The 21,038-nt window shown below is 71.6% G+C and carries 20 protein-coding genes; 4 read left to right on the top strand and 16 right to left on the bottom strand.

Annotated features, from left to right (window positions below; translation table 11 throughout):
• Nucleotides 1-12: 12 nt before the first annotated feature.
• Nucleotides 13-972, top strand: a complete 960-nt coding sequence (locus tag Vau01_RS42650; RefSeq protein ID WP_204005747.1) for an FAD-dependent oxidoreductase — start codon at nt 13-15, stop codon at nt 970-972.
• On the opposite strand, the gene Vau01_RS42645 is transcribed toward Vau01_RS42650, so the two are convergent.
• From Vau01_RS42645 to Vau01_RS42630, 4 genes are read right to left on the bottom strand one after another with little or no spacing between them, the layout of a single operon-like run.
• Nucleotides 947-2,218, bottom strand: a complete 1,272-nt coding sequence (locus tag Vau01_RS42645) for a DUF2786 domain-containing protein (RefSeq protein ID WP_239152299.1) — start codon at nt 2,216-2,218, stop codon at nt 947-949. The two genes, Vau01_RS42650 and Vau01_RS42645, sit on opposite strands and share 26 nt — an antisense overlap.
• On the bottom strand, nt 2,101-3,246 hold the full coding sequence (locus tag Vau01_RS42640) for an AI-2E family transporter (RefSeq protein WP_204005746.1): 1,146 nt from the start codon (nt 3,244-3,246) through the stop codon (nt 2,101-2,103). The genes Vau01_RS42645 and Vau01_RS42640 overlap by 118 nt, the downstream gene beginning before the upstream one ends.
• An 18-nt stretch (nt 3,247-3,264) precedes the next feature.
• The gene (locus tag Vau01_RS42635) at nt 3,265-4,107 is read right to left on the bottom strand and encodes an LLM class F420-dependent oxidoreductase (RefSeq protein WP_204005745.1); all 843 of its coding nucleotides are present in this window, start codon (nt 4,105-4,107) and stop codon (nt 3,265-3,267) included.
• The gene (locus Vau01_RS42630; protein ID WP_204005744.1) at nt 4,104-5,288 is read right to left on the bottom strand and encodes an MFS transporter; all 1,185 of its coding nucleotides are present in this window, start codon (nt 5,286-5,288) and stop codon (nt 4,104-4,106) included. Before Vau01_RS42630 ends, Vau01_RS42635 begins: the two co-directional genes overlap by 4 nt.
• 55 nt (nt 5,289-5,343) lie before the next feature.
• Between Vau01_RS42630 and Vau01_RS42625 the strand changes: the two genes are divergently transcribed.
• Nucleotides 5,344-6,099, top strand: a complete 756-nt coding sequence (locus tag Vau01_RS42625; protein WP_204005743.1) for an AraC family transcriptional regulator — start codon at nt 5,344-5,346, stop codon at nt 6,097-6,099.
• Nucleotides 6,100-6,143: 44 nt separating this feature from the next.
• Here the strand turns inward: Vau01_RS42625 and Vau01_RS42620 are convergent, their stop codons facing one another.
• Nucleotides 6,144-6,857 carry an extensin family protein gene (locus Vau01_RS42620; RefSeq protein WP_204005742.1) on the bottom strand — a complete coding sequence of 238 codons (714 nt, stop codon included), beginning with the start codon at nt 6,855-6,857 and terminating at the stop codon, nt 6,144-6,146.
• A 13-nt stretch (nt 6,858-6,870) separates the two neighbouring features.
• Entirely contained in the window at nt 6,871-7,932 is a 1,062-nt protein-coding gene (locus Vau01_RS42615; RefSeq protein WP_204005741.1) for a hypothetical protein, read from the bottom strand.
• 283 nt (nt 7,933-8,215) lie between these two features.
• On the opposite strand from Vau01_RS42615, the gene Vau01_RS42610 reads away from it, so the two are divergent.
• Nucleotides 8,216-8,407, top strand: coding sequence for a hypothetical protein (locus tag Vau01_RS42610; protein WP_204005740.1), 192 nt, complete (start codon nt 8,216-8,218; stop codon nt 8,405-8,407).
• A gap of 33 nt (nt 8,408-8,440) precedes the next feature.
• Nucleotides 8,441-9,244, top strand: a complete 804-nt coding sequence (locus Vau01_RS42605) for a DUF817 domain-containing protein (RefSeq protein WP_204005738.1) — start codon at nt 8,441-8,443, stop codon at nt 9,242-9,244.
• Between the two features lie 409 nt (nt 9,245-9,653).
• Here Vau01_RS42605 and Vau01_RS42600 read toward each other — a convergent pair whose 3' ends face one another.
• The 10 genes from Vau01_RS42600 to Vau01_RS42555 form a co-directional block, all read right to left on the bottom strand.
• The gene (locus Vau01_RS42600; RefSeq protein ID WP_204005731.1) at nt 9,654-10,544 is read right to left on the bottom strand and encodes a hypothetical protein; all 891 of its coding nucleotides are present in this window, start codon (nt 10,542-10,544) and stop codon (nt 9,654-9,656) included.
• 70 nt (nt 10,545-10,614) lie between these two features.
• Entirely contained in the window at nt 10,615-11,601 is a 987-nt protein-coding gene (locus Vau01_RS42595; RefSeq protein WP_204005730.1) for a polysaccharide deacetylase family protein, read from the bottom strand.
• Nucleotides 11,602-11,922: 321 nt separating this feature from the next.
• Nucleotides 11,923-14,148 carry a catalase/peroxidase HPI gene (gene katG / locus Vau01_RS42590; RefSeq protein ID WP_204005729.1) on the bottom strand — a complete coding sequence of 742 codons (2,226 nt, stop codon included), beginning with the start codon at nt 14,146-14,148 and terminating at the stop codon, nt 11,923-11,925.
• On the bottom strand, nt 14,145-14,576 hold the full coding sequence (locus Vau01_RS42585; protein WP_204005728.1) for a Fur family transcriptional regulator: 432 nt from the start codon (nt 14,574-14,576) through the stop codon (nt 14,145-14,147). Before Vau01_RS42585 ends, katG begins: the two co-directional genes overlap by 4 nt.
• A gap of 48 nt (nt 14,577-14,624) precedes the next feature.
• Entirely contained in the window at nt 14,625-14,822 is a 198-nt protein-coding gene (locus Vau01_RS42580; RefSeq protein WP_204005727.1) for a DUF6186 family protein, read from the bottom strand.
• Complete coding sequence (locus Vau01_RS42575) at nt 14,822-15,166, bottom strand: hypothetical protein (protein ID WP_204005726.1); 345 nt, start codon at nt 15,164-15,166, stop codon at nt 14,822-14,824. The genes Vau01_RS42580 and Vau01_RS42575 overlap by 1 nt, the downstream gene beginning before the upstream one ends.
• Nucleotides 15,167-15,170: 4 nt before the next feature.
• On the bottom strand, nt 15,171-15,518 hold the full coding sequence (locus Vau01_RS42570; protein WP_239152298.1) for a DNA polymerase ligase N-terminal domain-containing protein: 348 nt from the start codon (nt 15,516-15,518) through the stop codon (nt 15,171-15,173).
• 29 nt (nt 15,519-15,547) lie between these two features.
• Nucleotides 15,548-16,216, bottom strand: a complete 669-nt coding sequence (locus Vau01_RS42565; RefSeq protein ID WP_204005725.1) for a response regulator — start codon at nt 16,214-16,216, stop codon at nt 15,548-15,550.
• Entirely contained in the window at nt 16,213-17,397 is a 1,185-nt protein-coding gene (locus tag Vau01_RS42560; RefSeq protein WP_204005724.1) for a sensor histidine kinase, read from the bottom strand. The genes Vau01_RS42565 and Vau01_RS42560 overlap by 4 nt, the downstream gene beginning before the upstream one ends.
• A gap of 10 nt (nt 17,398-17,407) precedes the next feature.
• Entirely contained in the window at nt 17,408-20,551 is a 3,144-nt protein-coding gene (locus tag Vau01_RS42555; protein ID WP_204005723.1) for an efflux RND transporter permease subunit, read from the bottom strand.
• Nucleotides 20,552-21,038 lie beyond the last annotated feature (487 nt).

Genomic DNA, 21,038 nt, shown 5'->3' with positions numbered 1-21,038 from the left:
ATCATTGCCCCCGTGCGGGTGGTGGTGGTCGGTGGCGGGGTCAGCGGGCTGAGCTGTGCCCGGTTGCTGTTGCGGGCCGGCCACGACGTCACGGTGGTGAGCCGGGATCCGGTGCACCGGACCACGTCGCATCTCGCCGCGGCGGTGTGGTTTCCGACGGCGGTCGGGCCGCCGGACGCGGTCGCGCGGTGGAGCGCGGCCGCCTACGACGTCCTCGTCGACGAGGCCGCGGCCGGGGTGCCGGGCGTGGTCATGCGCGAGACGCTCGTGCTGTACCGCGACGCCGCCCGGGCCGGCCCGCCGCTGCCCGACTGGGCCGCCGCCGTGGGGCCGGTGCGTCCCGCCCGTCGCGACGAACTGCCCCCGGGGTACCCGGCCGGCCTACGGTTCGCGGTGCCGCTGGTGGAGATGCCCGCCTACCTGCCGCACCTGCAGGAGCGGGTGGTGCGGGCCGGCGCGAACCGCGTCACGCGTCACCTCACCGGCCTGCACGACGTCCTGGACCTGGAACCGGACCTGGTGGTGAACGCCGCCGGCCTCGCGGCCGGCGACCTGGTCGGCGACGCGACGGTTTTTCCGGTGCGCGGCCAGATCGTGCGGGTCCGCAACCCCGGGCTGAGCCTCTCGGTGCGCGACGAGGAGCACCCCGGCGGCCGGGCCTACGTGCACCCGCGCTCCGACGACTGCATCCTCGGCGGCACCCTCGAAGTGGGTCGCTGGAGCACCACGCCCGACCCGGAACAGACCGCCGCGATCCTCGCGCGCTGCGCCGACATCGCGCCCGCGGTGGCCGGTGCGACCGTCCTCGACACCGTCGTGGGGCTGCGGCCGGGGCGCTCCGAGGTGCGGGTCGAACTCGACCGGGACCTGTTGCCGGTGCCGGTCGTGCACAACTACGGCCACGGCGGCGCCGGCATCACGATCGGCTGGGGCTGCGCCGGGGACGTCACGTCGCTGGTTGCCCAGGTCTGATGCCGGCCTGTTCGGCGGCCTCGCGGCCGGCGTCCCAGCCCTCCATGCTGTCGACCCGGCCGCCGCGCGCCCGGGTCGTGCTGGGAAAGGCGCGGCGCATGGTCTCGCGGACCTGCTCGTCGCGGTCGGCCAGCACCGGGAGGAGGTCGGGGGTCCCGGCCACGGCGGCGCCCGCCGAGTCGGCCAGGCGCTCGCCGACCCGCACCGCGAACGCCACGAGGAACGACCGGCGGAACGTCTTCAGCCGGGCCCGGCCGGCCTTACCTCCAGCGGGTTCCGCGCGGGCCATCGCCCGGTTGGCCTGCACCAGCAGCGACGTGTAGAGCAGATCGACCGCGTCGAGGTCGGCGTCGAACCCGAACACCGTGCTGAAGGCGAGTTCCGGCGACCACACGCTGTGGCACCGGTTGGCGGCCGCGACCGCGTGCAGCAGCGACGCCTTCTCGGACTCGTACGGATGGTCGACGCCGATCCGGCGGGCGAACGGAACCACGGCGGGGCCGTCGGCGCCGTCGAGAAGCGCCTCGTCGATGCTGTGCCGGGCGATGAGCTCCTGCGCCTTCGCGGTGTAGGTCTCCGCCTCGGCCGGGAAGTCGGTCCGTTCGGCCTTGGCCAGCAGGGCGCGGACGCGGTTGAGCAGCCCCGCGTCGGTCGCCCTGGTGGCGTGGGCCCGGGGTGACGCGGTGCCCGGCGGCGGGATGAGCACCTCGATCGCCGGCAGGCTTTTGAGGACCGGGAGCAGCGTCAGCACGACGTCGAGCACCGCCGTGCGGTCGAGCCGGTGGGCCCGCGCGAACTCGGTGAGGTACCCGGCGTCGGACGACCACCACACCCGCGCGTCGAGCGCGGCGGCCTGGGCTTTCCAGCGTTCGTCGACTCCACGCCGGAACCCGCGCAGGTGCGCGGCGACCGCGTCGCGGACGAGGTCGGGCATCGGGGGACGGCCCTGCCGCCCGACGACGCGGTGCAGCTCCACCGGCTGCCAGCCGCCGCGCCACAGCCGGGCACACGATTCCCGGAGCATCGTGAGCAGCACCGCGTCGACCTCGGCGGCCGGCGCGACGGTGAGGGTGTCGAGCCCGGCCTCGTAGTCGGCCGTGCCGTCGACCAGCCCCTGGATGACCGCTTTCAGACCGCCGGCTCCGGGGGTGCGACGGGATCGGGGACGATCCCGGGATCGGGGTCCGGATCGGGGTCCGGCTGCGGCGCCGCCGGTTCGCTGAGCTGTTCCCGGACGTAGCGCCACACCACCGCGACGATCGCCGCGACCGGCACGGCCAGCAGGCTGCCCACGATGCCCGCCAGGCTCCCGCCGAGCGTCACCGCCAGCAGGACGACCGACGCGTGCAGGCCCAGCCCCCGGCTCTGCAGCATCGGTTGGAAGACGTTCCCCTCCAGCTGCTGCACCACGATGATGATCGCCAGCACGATCAGCGCGTCGGTCCACCCGTTCGACACCAGCGCGATGAGCACCGCGACGAACCCGGCGAACAACGCGCCGATGATGGGCACGAACGCCGACACGAACGTCAGCACGGCCAGCGGGATCACCAGCGGCACGCCCAGAACCCACAGGCCGATGCCGATGAAGACCGCGTCGAGGAGACCGACGAACGCCTGCGACCGCACGAACGAGCCGAGCGTGTCCCAGCTCCGGCTCGCGACCACGGGCACGTCGACGGCCAGGCGTCCGGGCAGTTGCGCGGTGAGCCACGGCAGGAACCGCGGGCCGTCCTTGAGGAAGAAGAACATCAGGAAGATCGCGAGGACGGTGGTGACCAGCCCGTTGAGCACGGTGGTGACGCCGGTGAGCGTGGCGGTCGCGATGGTGCCGACGCTGCTCTGCAGCCGGCCGACGGCCGCGTCGACCCCCTTGCTCACCTGGTCGTCGCCGACGTTCAGCGGTGGCCCGGACGCCCAGTCGCGCAGCTTCTGGATGCCGTTGACCACGCCGTCGACCAGTTCACCGGACTGCGACGCGACCGGCACCGAGATCAGCACGACGACACCGGCCGCCACCAGCAGCGCCGCGACCGTGACGACCGACGCGGCCAGGGCCGGCGGCCACCCCTTGCGGCGGAGGAACCGGGCCGGCGGCCAGGTGAGCGTGGTGAGCAGCAACGCGATCACGAGCGGCCAGAGCACCGACCACGCCTTGCCGAGCAGCCACAGCGTCACGCCGGCCATCAGCAGGACGAGGAGCATGTCCAGCGAGACGCGCGCCGACGTTCGCAGCGCCGCCCGGGTTTTCCCCGGACTCAACGGATCCGACATGCGATCACCTTAAGCGGCTCACGCCCGCAGCCCGAGGTCGGTGGCGATCGCGCGCAGCGCGGGGACGATGTCGCCGGTCGCCGGCTGGACCTGGACGCACACGTGGTCGGCGCCGGCGTCCAGATGTGCCCGTACCGCCGCCGCCAGGACGGGAGCGTCACCGTGGGCGACGATCCGGTCGACGAGGGTGTCGCTGCCGCCGCCGGCCACGTCGTCGTCGGTGAAGCCGCCGCGCTTCATGGAGGTGGTGTAGTTCGTCAGGGCGAGGTATCGGCCGAGGAACGCGCGGGCGGCGCGCCGGCCCGACTCCGGGTCGCCGTCGAGCACCACGGTCTGCTCGGGGGCGACGAGGGCGTCCGCGCCGAGCGCCGTTCTGGCCTCGCGGGTCTGCGCGGGGACGGTGAGGTACGGGTGGGTGCCGGCGCTGCGGTCGGCGGCCAGGGCGAGCATGCGCGGGCCGAGCGCCGACAGCACGCGGGCGTGGGCGGGCACGCCGCGCTCGTCGAGGACGTCGAGGTAACGCGCCATCGCGTCCACCGGACGGACCCGCTCGGGGCTGGCCTCGCGGTGCCCGGATCCGATGCCGAGGAGGAGCCGGCCGGGGTGCTTCGCCTCGATCCGGTGGTAGGAGTCGGCGAGCTCGTCCGGGTCGGACATCCAGATGTTGACGATGCCGGTGGCGACCCGCAGCGACGTGGTGGCGGCGAGCAGGTCGTCGGCCGGCCGGAGGTGCGAGCGCGGCGAGCTGCCCAGCCAGAGGGCGCCGTAGCCGAGGTTCTCGATCGTGGCGGCCAGCGCGGGGTCGACGTCGCCGACGCCGCGCCACACACCGACGGTGCCGAGCCGCTGGCTCCAGTTCACGGGCGTTCTCCTCCGGACGAAGGGACAGGCACCCCATCATCCTTGCCCACCGACAGCGTCGGCTCCGGGAGACGGCGGAACAGGAGCCAGCTCACGGCCGGCATCAGGATCAGGGGCGCCAGCGCGGTTTGCAATGACGCCGCGTCGGCGACGGCACCGATGAGGGGACTCGTGAGCCCGCCGACGCTCACCATGAGCCCGAGCGTGATCCCGCTGGCCGTGCCGACCCGCGTGGGCAGGTAGTCCTGCGCGAGCGTCACCTGGAGGGAGAACGGCACGTAGAGGCCCATCGCGGTCAGGGCCACGAACAGGTAGATCGCTGGTCCGGGGACGAACACGACGCCCGCGACCGCGCCGACCGTCAGGAGATACGACGTGCTCACGACCGTCACCCGCTTCCAGCGGTGGGCCAGCCGGCTGCCGACCACCGTGCCCACCGCGCCGCCGACGTAGAGGACGAACAGCGCGGCCGTCCCCGCGCCGACGCCCCACCCGGTCTGCTCCCGGACCTGGAACGCGACGAACGTGCTCAGGCCGACGAACGCGATCGACCGGAAGACCACCGCGAGCGACAGCCGCGTGAACGACGGCCAGTCGTCCCGTCCGGAGGTCGGCGAAAGACGCGGACCGCGTGGCGTCCGCGTCAGGGACCGCAGGACCGCGAGCGTCAGCACGCTGCCGGCCAGCGCGGGCATGATGAGAAGCGGCGTGAGGCGCAGGCCGCCGGTGGCGACGACCACGGTGACGAGCAGCGGCGCCGCCGAGAAGCCCACCGTGCCGCCGAGGGAGAACCAGCCCATCGCCCGGTGGCTGCCCCCGCTCGCCACGCGGGCGACGCGGGCGGACTCCGGGTGGTAGGCGGCGACCCCGATTCCGGACACCGCCATGAACACCAGCGTGAGCGCGTACGAGCCGCCGATGCCGCTCAGCGCGACGCCGAGCCCGCCGACCACCGTGCTGACCGGCAGCAGCCACGGCACCGCGCGCCGGTCGGTGACCGCGCCGAAGACGGGCTGCGTCACCGACGACAGCAGGCTCGCGGCGAGCACGATGCCCGACGCGGCGGCGTAGGTGTAGGACCGTTCGGCGACGAAGAACGGGACGAGGGACGCCACGGCGCCCTGGTACACGTCGACGCACGCGTGCCCGACGGACAGCAGCACGATGTTCTTCCGAGGCATGGGCGCCATCGTCGCCCGCGGTACAGCAGGCCGACTTCCGATATTCTGCCAACCGATGACGAAAATCCGCCACCGGACCGTCCGCCACCAGCCGGTGGCGCCGACCAGCATCCGGATCCTCCCGGCGGGCGCCAGCATCGACGCGCACCGGCACGACGACCACCAGATCGTCTACGCCGGCCGGGGCGTCGTCGCCGTCACCACCGACGCGGGCACCTGGGTCGCGCCCGCGACCCGCGCCATCTGGGTGCCGGCCGGCGCCGTCCACTCCCATCAGGCCCACGGGGACCTCGACCTGCACCTGGTCGGCCTGCCCGCGCACACCAACCCGCTCGGCCTGGCCGAGCCGACGGTGCTGGCGGTCGGCCCGCTGCTGCGCGAGCTGATCCTCGCCTGCACGGGCGACCCACCCGGGGACGGCCCCGAACGGGAGCGGCTGCTCGCCGTCCTCCTCGACCGGTTGCGGGCCTCGCCCCGGCAACCGCTGCACGTGCCCACGCCCACCGCGCCCGTGCTGACGGCCGTCTGCGCGATCCTGCTCGCCGATCCCGCCGACGGCCGGTCGCTGGCGGCCCTCGGCCGACAGGTCGGCGCGAGCGACCGGACGCTGTCCCGCCTGTTCCGGTCCGACCTCGGCATGACGTTCCCGCAGTGGCGGACGCAGGTGCGGCTCTCGCACGCGCTGGTGCTGCTCGCCGGGGACATGCCGGTCACCGTGGTCGCGCACCGGTGCGGTTGGTCGTCGGCGAGCGCCTTCATCGACGCGTTCCGGCGCGCGTTCGGCCACACGCCCGGCCGAACCGAGAGGTAGGTTGCGGGCGCTCCGCGACGAAGCGCCCGCCACCGGTCGATTTTTCAGCAGGTGCCGACGTACGCCCCGGCCACCTGTGCGTTCAGGCCCGTCTGCGCGATCAGCCCGAGGAACAGCGTCGCGTCGGCGGCGTTGGTCTTCGGGTTGGTGCAGCCCATCTTCAGCTTGGTGCGCAGCCGTCCGTAGGCCGCCTCGGTCAGCGGACCCCAGTCGCCGTCGATCGTCAACGCCTCGGCGTTGAGGATGTTGCACGTCGCCTGGATCAGCTTCGTGTCGCTCTCCACGGTGCGGATCGGCACGAAGCCCACGCCGTTGTCGACGTGGATGTGGTTCTGGTGGTCGGCGTTGTACCAGGCGGTCAGCACGGTGCCGACGACCATCCGGCACTGGGCGGCGAGCCCGATGTACCGCCGCTTGTCCGCGGCGGTGGCCCGCCACGACGCGTTGGTGTCGATGAGAGTGCCGTCGGCGTAACGGATCTGGCTGATGTCGAGCGCCCGGCCCGAGCCGTGGTAGCCGGACTTGCAGACGGCGGCGCCGATGTCGCCGATCCAGTCGACCGTCTTGCCGGCCCGGATCTCCAGCTGGCGGACGATCTCACCGCACCGGCCCCAGAACGTCTGGTTGAACTCCTCGTTGTGCTGGCCGGTGTGCACGCCGGTGAGGTCGGCGTTGTAGGCGGTGCGGTGGCGGATGTCGTGGGCGGTGTCCAAGAGGTAGTTGCGGGTGATGACGGTGTATCCCGAGCACGCTCCCATGCGGTGGCTCCGTTCAGGCTTCGGTGACGAGGCGGGCGTCGTTCTGGGTCACGGCGATCCACTCGGCGGGAGCGCCACCGATGGTCAGCACCGCGTGGACCTGCTGGCCCGCGAACCGGGCGTCGGTCGGCGCGCCGGTCCAGGCGGCGGCCTTCGTGCTCCACGGCCGCCGGCGGATGCGGTCGCCGTCGGCGTCGAACACGACGGCGCCGTCGCGACCGGCCACTGTGGACAGAATCTGGCCGTCGGTGCCCGCGTCGGCGGGCGTCCACGATTGGGCGGATCCGAGTGGACGCTGGAGGAACGTCCGCCGGTCGTCCTGTCCCACGGTCGTCGCGAGGAGCGCGTCACCCGTCACCGTGAGCGTGGCCGGCCACGACTCGCCGAGCCCGGCCGCGATCGTCGCGCCCGTCCACGACGCCCCGCCGTCGGCGGAGTCCGCGACCACGATGCGCTCGCCGTAGGCGCTTTCGAAACTGGTGGACCCCGAGACGAGCGCGACCAGCCCGGTCGACGACACCGACGCGATGTCGCCGACGTGGCCCCAGCCGAGCCCGTCGACCGCGGCGCCGAGGGGGAGCTCGCGCAGCTCCTTGCCGACGATCTCGAAGAGGGCCGGGCGCAGCGTCTTCATCGGCACCTCGACGACGCCGGAGTCGAGTTCCGGGCTGTACCCGACGAGGTACGGCGACGCGAGCACGGCGGGGTTCGCCGTGTAGTCGACGGTGACCCGGCCGGCCTCGGCCTCGAGGCCGCCACCGACCAGGAAATGGTCACCGAAGCCGAACACCTGCGACGGGTGGAACCCGGCGGGGAAGTTCACGGTGTACCGGGCGCCGACGGTGAGCCGCTTGTCGGCGGCCACGTCGAGGCCGCGGATCTCCAGCGTTCCGGCGTCGATGAGACCGGCGAGCGCGAGGTACTTCCCGCTGACCTTGGCCACCGACCAGACGCCCGACCACGAGGTCAGGCAGGCGCAGGTGGCGTCGTGGGCGGCGGCCGTGCGCGGACCGAACAGCGGGACGGCCGCGGCGCCGGCGGCGGCACCGGCCACCGCGAGCCCGGTGGCGGTCAAGAATGCGCGCCTCGGAATTTGATTAGAAATTGACATGCCTCACTTCCCAATCTGTGTGTTCAACAGCTGGTGTGCCCCGTATCAGGCGTGATGACGGCAATCGACAGCGTCGTACCCACCAATAGGCGAACCCCCGTTGCGCAAGCATTTCGGCCGATCGGAGGTTATACGTTTCCGTGTGGTTTAGACAATGCCGGTAATCGATGTCTTCGCGGGAAAATCCACACCTGTCGGCGTAACCGGCACGCGCCGGGGTAGAGGGCCGCCGGAAGGGGATGCCGACATGGCACACGACGAACCGGAAGCGGCCGACAAGCGCGGTCCCGGTCCCAGGCCCAGGCTCAGCGAGAGGCTGCGGGAGATCTTCGGCACCGGCAGCCGGACCGGCGGATCGGTCACCGGCGGCGCCGCCAGCGTCGGCGGCACCGACACCGGTGCCGGCGACATGAGCGGCGACCCCGACGCGTCCCGCTGACTTTCTTGACCGTCCGGGCTAGCGTGCCCGGGCGTGATCGTCGGTCGGTTCCTCGCCCAGTTGCTGCGCTTCGCGTGGCAGCAGGCGCGTAGCTGCGCGTTCGCCGTCGGGGTGTTCGCGCTGCTCGCGCTGTCGAACGTGGTGCCGCTGCCGATCGCCCGCTACGACGCCCTGCTCCTCGGCTGCCTCACCCTGACGGCCGTGCTCTGGCTCACCGGCGTGGAGACGCGCCGCGAGGTGCTCGTCATCTGCGTGTTCCACGCCGTCGGCCTGGCGCTCGAACTGTTCAAGATCCGCATGGGATCGTGGAGCTATCCCGAGCCGGCCCTGACCAAGGTCGCCGGCGTCCCCCTCTACAGCGGTTTCATGTACGCGGCCGTCGGCAGCTACATCTGCGCCGCGTGGCGGCACCTCCACCTGCGTCTGGTCAACTACCGCCCGGCCCTGACCGCCCTCGCGGCCGCGACCGTCTACCTGAACTTCTTCACCCACCACTGGCTGCCCGACCTGCGGCTGCTCGCCGCCGTCGGCCTCGTCGCCGCCACGTGGCGCACCTGGGTGCACTACACCGTCGGCGGCACGGAGTACCGGATGCCGCTGGCGCTGTCGTTCGGCCTGATCGGCACGTTCCTGTGGATCGCCGAGAACACCGCGACGTTCCTGGGCGCCTGGCGCTACCCCGACCAAATGGACGTGTGGCGCATGGTCCACCTCTCGAAGCTGACGTCGTGGACACTGCTGGTGAGCGTCAGCTTCGTCCTGGCCGCGGCTATCCGCCCCCGCACCGCCGCACTACTCCCGCCAAGATCAACACCGAGAGTCGCCCACCGAGGTTGATCTCGCGGTACGGCTTGCTCATGTCCGGTTTGCGGATCTTGGGGTGCTCGTCGAAGTCGGGCATGCGCAGGCACTGCGCGCCGGGGCGAGCGGCTTCCTCGGCAAGGGCGCGACCCCGACCCAGGTGCACGACGCCATCCGCGCCGTCGCCGGCCGCGAGAGCCCGCGACCGCGCCCAACTCGTCGTGATCGCCTACCAACCGGCCTCGTCCACCCGGCGACGCCTAAGAGACCCTTCGGGTGGCGCTTCTGGGAGACAAAGTTCGGTTGCAGCCGACCGTTGTCTCCCAGGTCCGGGCTCTGCCCGCCTCCCCTTTTGCGGATCTTGGACTGCGCGAGGTGCCAGGGGCCCCACAGGAGTCCAAGATCGGCAAGGTTGGGGCCACTGTGGACCGTGTTCTGCGAGCGCTCAGCGTTGGAGGGCGAGGTCGGCGCAGCCGGACTCGTCGGGGAGCAACGGGCGGAACCGCAGGCCCCACTGCTTGCCGCCGAAGGCCCAGGGCGTCGCGGCGTTCGCCTGGGCGGCCGTCGCCAGCAGGGCCTTCGCGGCGTCGCCGGTGACGGTGACGCAGCCGACCTGCCCACCCGGTCCGATCGGGTCGCCGGGCAGTGCCGGCCCGGACCAGGCCACCGGCGGCGGGGCGGGCAGGTCGGGCGCGTTCGGCCCGGTGTACGGGACGGACACGACGGCGAGCGACGTCGCCGCGTACGGCACGGAATCCCGGCCCGGCTCCCGCAGTTCGTCGAGCACGTACTTCAGCTCCCGCCGCGCGGAACTCTGCGCGACGCTCAGCGAGCGCAACAGCTCCTCCTCGACCAGGTCGAGCGCGTACACCGAGGTCTGCTTGACGCCCTGGGTGGTGGTGACGGTGAACCGCGTGTCGGGCTGGTCGGTGACACCCGGCCGACCGAAGTCGATCTCCGAGCCGACGCCCGCGGCGAGCGCCTTCCGCGCGAGGGCGACGACCTCGGTGGGCGCGATCCGCCACTGCTGGACGTTCGGCAGCGCCGGCCCGGGATAGATGGCCGGCACCGGGCCTTCGGCGATCGCGCGCCCGTCGCCGTAGACGGTGATCACGGGCAGGCGGGCCGCGATCTCGATCGCCGGCAGGTAGCCACCCACGGAATCCACGCGGATCGCCACCGCGTCGGCACCGACCGGTGCGGCGTCGGGGGACGCGACGGTCGTCGTGTCACCCGCGGCGGTGGGCGTGCGCGCGCACGCGGACGCGGCCAGCAGCACGGCGAGGGCGGCGAGGGCGGTGGCGCCCAGCCACGATCGTCGATGGATGTCTCTCATGGTCATGGGACGCGCGGGCAGCTCGCCCGGTTCCGGCGCGGCGGCCGGATGCCGCCGCGCCGACGATGGATCAGGTGGTGGAACAGCTGACCGTCGGCCAGGTCCAGTTGCCGTTGTGCTGGATGGTGATGCCGAAGTTGTTGCCGGCGCCGCTCGGCCTCGCGACCAGGGTCTGCTGGTTCGGGTAGCTGGCGGTGATGTTCCAGGTGTTGATGACCCGCGCCGGCGACGGGATGTTCAGCGTGACGGTCCAGGTGGTGGAGCCGGTGACCGAGACGTTCAGGTTGTAGCGGTCGCTCCAGCTCTGCCCGGCGGACAGCGACGCGGTGCACGATCCACCACCCGGATTGCCGGGGTTCGAGCCGCCGTCGGGAGCCACCGCGCGGCCGGTCGACGGGGAGATCATGCCGGGGCACAGGTTGCGGCTGGTGAGGCCGGACATGATCTGCGGGATCGCGTTGATCGTGTTCTGGATGCCGTCGTGCATCAGGATGACCTGGCCGTTGGTGAGGCGTCCGGCCGCCTGGACGATCGCGGCGGTGCTGGCGCCGTTCCAGTCCTGGGAGTCGACGTCCCAGATGACCTCGGTGAGGCCGAGCGACTGCTCCACGGAGCGGAGCGTGCCGTTGGTCTCCCCGTACGGCGGGCGGAACAGGCGGGGCGTGGTGCCGGTGGCCGAGCGGATGGCGTTCTGCGTCTGCGACAGCTCGGACTGCATCTGCGCCTGGCTCAGCTGGGTGAGGTGCGGATGGGTCCAGCTGTGGTTGCCCACCCACATCCCGGCCGAGATCTGGGCCTGGGCGGCGCCCGGATTCTGCTGGACCTTCTGGCCGATGTTGAACATCGTGGCCCGCGCGCCGTTGTTGCGCAGGGCGTTGAGCAGCGCGCTCGTGCTTCCGGTGGGCCCGTCGTCGTACGTGAGGCCGACGTAGCCGTTGCAGGTCGCGGCGGCCGCGGGCGCGGCGACGGTGGTGGCGCCGACCGTGGCGCCGACCGTGCCGGCCGCGACCACGGCGGCGACCGCGGTGGCCAGACTGATCAGGCGTGGGTAGGACATGGTGGACTCCTGGGGGTGTCGCACCCGCCGCCGCACGCGCGTCTGGAAACGACTATGCAGCCGTACCGATCCGCCGCACAAGAGTCAATTTTCCGAGACCCCGACAGAAACTTTCGAAACGGCGAGAGGTATTCGGCACCATCAATTCCGAAACAAGTCCGAAAGTCATTGACGGTCGGCGATCTAGCCTGCAAAGTTCGCAACTACACCGACAATGGTCACCCGCCGCCGACCGTCGTCCGCACGTCCCACAGCAACGGGCCCGGCCGATCGTCACCGATCGACCGGGCGACCGGGCCCGCCGATACCTCCGGGGCCGGATCAGGCCAGGTCGAACCTGTCCGCGTCCATGACCTTCACCCACGCGGCCACGAAGTCCGTCACGAACTTCTCGCGGGCGTCGTCGCTGGCGTAGACCTCGGCGAGCGCCCGCAGCTGCGAGTTCGAGCCGAAGATGAGGTCGACCGCGGTCGCGGTCCACTTCACCTCGTCGGTGGACACGTCGCGGATCTCGTACACGTGCTCGTCCGACGACGCCTTCCACCGGGTGCCCGGGGAGAGCAGGTTGGCGAAGAAGTCGTTGGAGAGCACGCCCGGCTTGTCGGTGAGGACACCGTGCTTGACCCCGCCGACGTTGTTCCCCAGCACGCGCAGGCCGCCGACGAGGACGGTCATCTCGGGCGCGGTGAGGTTCAGCATGTAGGCGCGGTCGACGAGCAGCACCTCCGGCTGGGTCTTCTCGCCGGGACGCAGGTAGTTGCGGAACGCCTCGGCGCGCGGTTCGAGGACCCGGAACGACTCGACGTCGGTCTGCTCCTGCGAGGCGTCGGTGCGCCCGGCGTGGAACGGCACGGTCACCTCGACGCCGGCGTCGCGCGCGGCCTTCTCGACGGCGGCCGAGCCGGCCAGCACGATGAGGTCGGCGAGCGAGATCGTCGCGCCGCCGGCCGCGTTGAACTCGCCGCGGATGGCCTCCAGCTTGTCGACGACCTCGGTCGACCCCGCGTTGACCTCCCAGCTGCGCTGCGGCTCCAGGCGGATCCGGGCACCGTTGGCGCCACCGCGCTTGTCGGTGTACCGGAAGCTCGCCGCCGAGGCCCACGCGGTGGAGACCAGCTGGGACGTCGTCAGGCCGGAGTCGAGCACCTTCGCCTTGAGCGCGGCGATGTCGGCGTCACCCACGAGGTCGTGGTCGACGGCCGGCACCGGGTCCTGCCACAGCTGGGGCTCGGCGACCCACGGCCCGAGGAAGCGGCTGACCGGACCCATGTCGCGGTGCAGCAGCTTGTACCAGGCCTTGGCGAAGGCGAGCGCGAACTCGTCGGGGTTCTCCAGGAACCGGCGCGAGATCTTCTCGTACGCCGGGTCGACCCGCAGCGACAGGTCGGTGGTGAGCATCGTCGGGCGGTGCTTCTTCGACGCGTCGTAGGCGTCCGGGATGATCTCCCCGGCGTCCTTGGCGACCCACTGCTTCGCGCCGCCGGGGCTCGTCGTGAGCTCCCACTCGTGGCCGAACAGGATCTCGAAGAACCGGTTGCTCCACTGCGTCGGCTTGTCGGTCCAGGTGACCTCGAGTCCGCTGGTGATCGTGTCGGCGCCCTTGCCGCTGCCGTGGCTGCTGAGCCAGCCCAGGCCCTGCGCCTCGATCTCGGCACCCTCCGGCTCCGGCCCGACGTGCCCGTCGGAGATGCCGGCGCCGTGGGTCTTGCCGAACGTGTGGCCGCCGGCGATGAGCGCGACGGTCTCCTCGTCGTTCATCGCCATCCGGCGGAACGTCTCGCGGATGAACCACGCAGCGGCCTTCGGGTCGGCGCTGCCGCGCGGGCCTTCCGGGTTGACGTAGATGAGGCCCATCTCGGCGGCGCCGACGTCGGCCGGCATCTCCTCGTCGCCCAGGTAGCGGGAGTCGCCCAGCCAGGCGTCCTCCGGTCCCCAGAAGATCTCCTCGGGCTCCCACACGTCCTCGCGGCCGAAGCCGAAGCCGAATGTCTTGAAGCCCATCGACTCCAGGGCCACGTTGCCGGCGAGCACCAGCAGGTCGGCCCACGAGACCTTCTGGCCGTACTTCTGCTTGACCGGCCACAGCAGGCGGCGGGCCTTGTCGAGGTTGGCATTGTCGGGCCAGCTGTTGAGCGGTGCGAACCGCTGGCCGCCGTCGCCGGCGCCGCCGCGACCGTCGTGAATGCGGTAGGTGCCCGCGGCGTGCCAGCTCAGCCGGATCATGAGGCCGCCGTAGTGGCCGAAGTCGGCCGGCCACCAGTCCTGCGAGGTGGTCAGAACCCCGGTGATGTCACGCTTGAGGGCCTCGACGTCGAGCTTGCCGAACTCCGAGGCGTAGTCGAAGTTCTCCCCCAGCGGGTTGCCCTTGTTCGAGTGGGCGTGCAGCACGGAGAGGTCGAGCTGGTTGGGCCACCAGTCCCGGTTGCTGCGCGGACGGCCGCCGGTCTTCGGCGTCGGAGAGTCGATCGCCGGGTTCTCGCTCTCGCTGCCGTTCGCGGTCACGGAGTCGTGCGCCACCGGGCAACCTTCCGTCTTTGCGTCTGTCATTCTGGTCCTTCCGGTTTTTCCGAACAGTCGGGGCACCTGCCCCAATAGACGACCTCCGCCTCGTCGATCACGAAGCCGTGATCCTCCGCGGCGGTGAGACAAGGGGCGTGGCCGACGGCGCAGTCGACGTCGGCGATCGCGCCGCAGTTGCGGCACACGACGTGGTGGTGGTTGTCGCGCACCCGGGACTCGTACCGGGCGGTCGCGCCGGTCGGCTGGATGCGGCGGATCAGACCGGCCTCGGTGAGCGCGCGCAGCACGTCGTACACGGTCTGATGGGACACCGTGGGATGATCGGCCCGTACCAGGGCGATCACGGCGTCGGTATCGATGTGCGGGTGGTCGCGCAGCGCGGTGAGCACCGCCAACCGGGGCCGGGTCACGCGCAGCGAGGCCGCCCGCAACTGCTCCTCGAAGTTGCCCCGCACCCGATCAACCTAGACCAGTTATCTGGAATAGTTCAAGTTTTCGGGAGATCACCGCGCCAGGAAATGCCACCCCAGCCACAGCCACGTTCCGAAAACGAGGACCCGGCCGGTGCGGGTACGCAGGGCCGCGGCCACGGTCGCCCCGAACGGCCGCACCGCGGAATCCGGGCGGCGCGCACGCGCGTCCACGATGATCGTCGCGGCCAGGACCGCGACGAACCCGGCCGTGACCGCGAGCCGCGACATCACCGCTCCTGTCCTTGCCGCACCAACCAGGCGCCGGCGCCGAGCCACAGCAGGTACCCGGCCACCCGCCCGGGATAGGTCTCCAGGAGCGGGTCGAGCAGCGTGCTCAGCGTCGGCCAGGCGGTGTTGTTCGGTCCGAGCCGAAGGGCAAGTTCCAGGGCGACGCCCACCGCGGCGACGCCGCTCCACACCGCCACGGTCCGGCCGCTCACGGCGGGCACCGCCGGCGCCCGGCGCACGCCCAGCCAGACCAGCGGCACCCCGACGAGCAGCACGGCGGCGAGCGCCGGCACGGTCAACGGCCGGCAGAACCCCGCGGCCAACGCATAGGCGACGATCACCATGCCGTCAGCTTTTCATGAGATGCAGCAGCCAGTCCTGATCCGTTCTGATCAGCGCGTAGGTCCGCGGCCCACCCCGGCCGTGGAGGGTGAAGACGAGGCGCTTGTCGGTGCGGTCGACCTGCTCCCACCAACCGGTGTCGGCGATACCTTTGTCGGCGTCGGTGTAGGTGAGATGGTCGAGATCATGGTCGGGCACGGCGACGGCCAGCCGGTTCCGTTTCGGATCGTCGGGCAGCCCGCGCGGCACCGCCCACGACCGGAGCACCCCGTCCTCCTCCAGGCGCAGGTCGAAGTGGTGCCGCGGCTTGTGGTGCTCGTGCAACACGAAGGTCGCCCGTCCCTGATCGTCCACGCCGTCCAGTCTGCCGTCGTGGCACCTGTTCAGGCGTCGCCGGGGCGGACGAGGCCGGTCTGGTAGGCGATCACCACGAGCTGGGCGCGGTCGCGGCAGCCGAGTTTGGTCATCGCGCGGTTGACGTGGGTCTTGGCGGTCGACGGCGACAGGTGCAGGCGGGCGGCGATGTCGTCGTTCGACTGGCCGAGGGCGACCAGGGCGAGCACCTCCCGTTCGCGGTCGGTCAGGGGGTCGAGCGGCGCGGTGTCCAGTGGCGGGCCGCCCTGCCCGGCGTTGAGGAACCGGCTGATCAGGGCGTGCGTCGCCCGGGGCGACAGCAGCGCCTCGCCGCCGGCGACGGTGCGGATGGCGTCGTGCAACTGGGTCGGGGTGGCGCCCTTGCCGAGGAAGCCGCTCGCCCCGGCGCGCAGCGCCTGCAGCACGTACTCGTCGAGCTCGAACGTGGTCAGGACGAGCACGCGCACGTCGGCGAGCCCGGGATCGGCGACGATCTCCCGGGTCGCCTGCAGCCCGTCGACGTCGGGCATGCGGATGTCCATCAGCACGACGTCGACGGCGGTGGTACGCAACAGGTCGACGGCGTCGCGTCCGGTGGTGGCCTCGGCGACCACCGCGAGGTCGGGCGCGGACTCGACGATGCCGCGCAGCCCGGTCCGGATGAGTGCCTGGTCGTCGGCGATCAGCACCCGGATCATGACGAAGCCGGCAGCACGGCGTGGACGCGGAACCGGGTGGGGCCGCTCGGTTGCGCGGTGAGCGTCCCGCCGACGGCCGTGGCGCGTTCGCGCATCCCGGTGAGGCCGTGGCCGCCGGTGTCGCGGCGCTCCGGTCCGGTGGGGTTGGTGATGTCGAGGACGACCGCGTCGGGCCGGTACTCGATGCGCAGGTCGGCGGAGTCGTCGACGCCGTGCTTGTGCGCGTTGGTCAGCGCCTCCTGCACGATCCGGTAGGCGGCCTGGTCGACGGCCTCGGGCAGCGGCCGGGCGACGCCGACCCGCCGGTGCTCGACCCGGTGCCCGGCGGCGGCGAGGGAGGTCAGCAGGTCGTCGAGCCGGTCGAGCCCGCGCACCGGGTCGGTCGGCGCACCGTCGTCGCCGTTCTGCCGGAGCACCGACAGGATCGTGGCCAGCTCGTCGAGCACCGTCTGCGCCGCGTCGCGGACGTGGACCAGCGACGCCTCGGCCTGGTCGGGCCGGGTGCGCAGGGTGTGCCCGGCCAGGCCGGCGTGCAGGTTGACCACCGCGATGTGGTGGGCGACGGCGTCGTGCAGGTCGCGGGCGATGCGCAGCCGCTCCTCGGCGACCCGCCGGCGCGCCTCCTCCTCCCGGGTCCGCTCGGCACGCACGGCCCGTTCCTCGACGGCGGCGACGTACGCCCGGCGGATGCGGGTGGCGTCGCCGACCGCCGTGGTCATGCCGATCCAGGCGATCACGCCGAGGGCCGGGCCGAACCAGTCCTCCTCCGACAGGACCACGGTCGCCAGGTAGCTGGCGAGCGCGGCACCGCCGCAGGTGAGCCAGGCGGTCCGCCGGTCGGTGCGGGTCGCGACCGTGTACGCGGCGACGGCCGTGGCCATGATGAACGGACCGGAGACGTTCTCGCTGCCGGCGGCGACGACGGCGAGCGTCGCGGCGACGCCGAGAACGACCAGTGGCCGCCACCGCCGCACGGCGACGAGGACGAACACCGCGCCGGCGACGACCACGTCGAGGGTCCGCAGCGGCCGCCCGGTGGCGCCCGGCCGCCCGTCGGGCCGCCCGGCGACGACGGCGATCAGCACCGCCGAGGCCAGGGCGGCGCCGACCGCGACGTCGAGCAGGACCCGCCGTGACGCCGCCCGCCGCACGAGATTCCGGGCGGCGGGCGGCGCGTACATGGCGATCACACTAACGATCGGCCGGTTCCAGCTCGTCGATCCGGTGCCGGCCGGTGTCGGGCTCGTCGACCGCGACCGGTGCGGCCTCCGGCTGGACGCGGCGCTTCAGGCGTTTCCGCTCCCGCCGGCCCTCGACCATCGTGTAGAGCGTGGGCACCAGCACCAGCGTCAGCAGCGTGGAGCTGACCAGGCCGCCGATCACCACCACCGCGAGCGGCTGCGAAATGAACCCGCCCTCGCCGGTGATGCCGAGCGCCATCGGCAACAACGCGCAGATCGTCGCCACGGCCGTCATGAGGATCGGACGCAGGCGGCGCCGGCCGCCCTCGACGACCGCGTCGCGCACGCTCATGCCCTGTTCCCGGTACTGGTTGATCAGGTCCATCAGCACGATGGCATTGGTGACCACGATGCCGATGAGCATGAGCACACCGATCAGCGCCGGCACACCCAGCGCGGTGTCGGTGATCAGCAGCAGCGCGATCGCGCCGGTCGCCGCGAACGGCACCGAGACCAGCAGGATCAGCGGTTGGACGAGGCTGCGGAACGTCGCCACCATGATGATGAACACGATCGCGATCGCGGCGAGCATCGCCAGACCCAGTTGCTGGAACGCCTCGTTCTGGTCCTCGGTCACGCCGCCGAGTTCCGCGGTGGCACCGGCCGGCAGCGCAAGCGCGTCCAATCGCTTTTGAAGTTCGGTGGACGTGGCACCGACGTCCGAGCCCGTCGCCCGGCCCGACACCGTGGCGCTGCGTTCGCCGTCGATGCGGGTGATCTGCTGCGGGCCGGCGGCCTCCTTGACGTCGGCCACGGCGTCGAGCCGCACGACCTCGCCGCCCGCCGGAATCTGGAGTGCCTTCAGGTCCTCGATGCTCGCCGGCGGCGCGCCGAACCGCAGCACCACGTCGCGCTGCTGCCCGTCGACGGTGAGCCGGGTGAGCGTCTGCCCGCGGTAGGCGGCGGCGACGATCTGCCCGATCGCGGCGTCGCTGAGGCCGTAGCGGGCGGCGACGTCGCGCCGGACCGCCACGTCGACCCGGGGCACGCTCGCGGCGAGGTTGCTCTCGACGTCGGCGATGCCGGTTGTGCCCGTCATCGCGTCCTGGACCAGCTTCGCCGCCGCCGTGAGGTCCTCGGTCCGGTTGGCCTGGACGACGACCTCCAGCCCGTCGGTCGACCCGCCCCCGCCGCCGGAGCTGTCGCCGACCTTGATGGTGCCGGCGTCCGTGAGAGCGCCCGTCTCCGACCGCAGGTCGGCCTTGAGCTTCTCGACGTCGGCGTCCTCCTTGGCGGTGACGCTGAAGTTGGCGGTGTTCGTCGACTGCGCGCCGCCCCAGCCCTGGCCCGCCGACGACCCGATCGTCACCTGGTACGCCTCGATCGTGTCGTGGCCGGCGAGGATCGTCTCGACCTTCTTCGCCGCCGCGTCGGTGGCCGCGAGGTTCGACCCGACCGCCAGTTCCTGCGCGATCGTGAACTCGCGCTGGCCGTCCTGGTCGATGAAGTTCGTCTTCAGGAACGTCGCGCCGAACAGCGTCAGCACGAAGACCACGAGACCGGCGGCGAGGGTGACCAGCCGGCGCTGCGTCGCGAACCGGATCACCGGCAGGTAGGCCCGCTGCAACGGGCTGCGCCGCTCCTTCTCCAGCGCCGTCGCCTCGATCTCCTCCGAACTGCGCCCGCCCGTCCTGGTCGGGCGCAGGAACCAGTACGACAGCACCGGCACGAGCGTCAACGAGACCACCAGCGACGCCACGAGGGCCACCGCCACGGTCACCGCGAACGGCCGGAACAGCTCGCCGACGAAGCCGCCCACGAGCGCGATCGGCGCGAACACCGCGACGGTGGTCAGGGTCGAGGCGACGACAGCGCCGGTCACCTCCTTCACGCCGGTGAGGATCGCGTGCTGTTTCTCCTCGCCGTAGCCGAGGTGGCGCTTGATGTTCTCCAGCACGACGATCGAGTCGTCGACGACGCGGCCGACCGCGATGGTCAGCGCGCCGAGGGTGAGCAGGTTGAGCGAGTAGTCGCCGACCCACAGCGCGATGAGCGCGACGACGACCGACATCGGGATCGACACGGCGGTCACCAGCGTCGAGCGGACCGACAACAGGAAGATCAGAATCACGAGGACCGCGAAGAGCAGGCCGAGCGCGCCCTCGGTGGTCAGGCTGCTGATCGACTTCTCCACCGACGGGGCCTGGTCGAAGACGGACACGAGCGCGGCGTCGCCGCCGAGGTCCTTCTCCAGGTCGGCGATCCGGTCACGGATCTCGTTGCTGATCTGCACCGCGTTGCCGTCCGGCGACGCGGTCACCTGGATGCCGAAGCTCGGGTTGCCGTTGGTGCGGGTGACCGAGGTCGCCGCCTCCGGCGTCAGCTCGACCGTGGCGACGTCGCCCAGCGTGCTGGTGGGCGTGACGGGCAGCTTCTTCAGGTCGTCGATGCCGGCGATCGCGCCGCCGACCTGTACCGACAGGGCGCGGCTTCCGTCGGTCACCGTGCCGGCCGGTATCGAGACGCCGTTGGCCTGCAGCGCCGCGGTGATGGTCTGTGCGGTGACGCCGGCCGGCCCGGCCCGGGCCTGGTCGAGCGTGATGACGAGGTTCTTGTCCTGGACGCCGGTCACCTCGACCGAGCGCACCCCTTCCATGCCCTGCAACGCGGGGACGACCACGGTGGTCAACTGGTTCGCGAACGCGTCCTGGTCGCCCGACTTCGTGGCGGCGAGCACGATGGCCGGCAGGTCGTCGGTGGAGCCGGCGATCACCTGCGGGTCGACGTCGGTGGGCAACTGGGCGGCGATCCGGTTGAGCGCGGTCTGGATCTTGTTCGTGATCTCGTCGATGGACGTGCCGAACGCGAACGAGACGGTGACCGTCGCCGACCCCTCGGCCGAGGTCGAGGTGATGTTCTCCAGTTCGGGGATCGCCTGCAACGCGTCCTCGATCGGTTTCGTCACCTGTTCCTCGACGAGGTCCGGGGCGACGCCCGGGTACGGCGCGACCACGAACGCCGCCGGGAACGACAGCGACGGAAGCAGTTGCTGCTTCAGCGACGGGATGGCGATCGCGCCGAAGCCCAGGATGATGATGGCGACCAGCGCCACCAGGCCCCGGTTCCGCAGACTCAGCCGGGCGAGGAATGACATGGGAACGTTCTCCTCCGCAAACGGTCGTGGTCGAGCGGGCAGCATGATGCGGCTCGATCGCGATGCAAGGGTCGCGCAGCCGCCGGGTCGCCGGCATCGGCCAACCGCGGTCCGTCGACTACCACGGCTGCGGTAGAAGCTCCTACTACCGTTACCGTACGCGTCCGGGCCGGCCGTTCAGCGTGGTTCGCCCACCTCAGGAAACCCGGCCGACCGTCGCGCCACAGGCGGACCAGAATCCATACCGGTTGGGATGTAAGAAAGTTTCTATTGCGGCGGAGATTCCGACGGTCCATCATATCGAGACATTCGAATACGGCGCTGAAGGGCGGCCGGCATGCGACTACGGGGATCGCGACGGCTCATGTTTCGCCGGGCAGGACGCTTGGCGTCGTTGACCGCGATACTGCTGGTCTTCTCCATTGTCATCGTTCCGTTGGACACGGTGTCCGGGTTCCCGGTGCCCGATGTGCTCTCGTGGCTGCCC

Origin of the sequence: Virgisporangium aurantiacum (assembly GCF_016863635.1) — a bacterium.
Lineage (GTDB): Bacteria > Actinomycetota > Actinomycetes > Mycobacteriales > Micromonosporaceae > Virgisporangium > Virgisporangium aurantiacum.
This window is presented reverse-complemented; position numbering and strand designations above follow the sequence as displayed.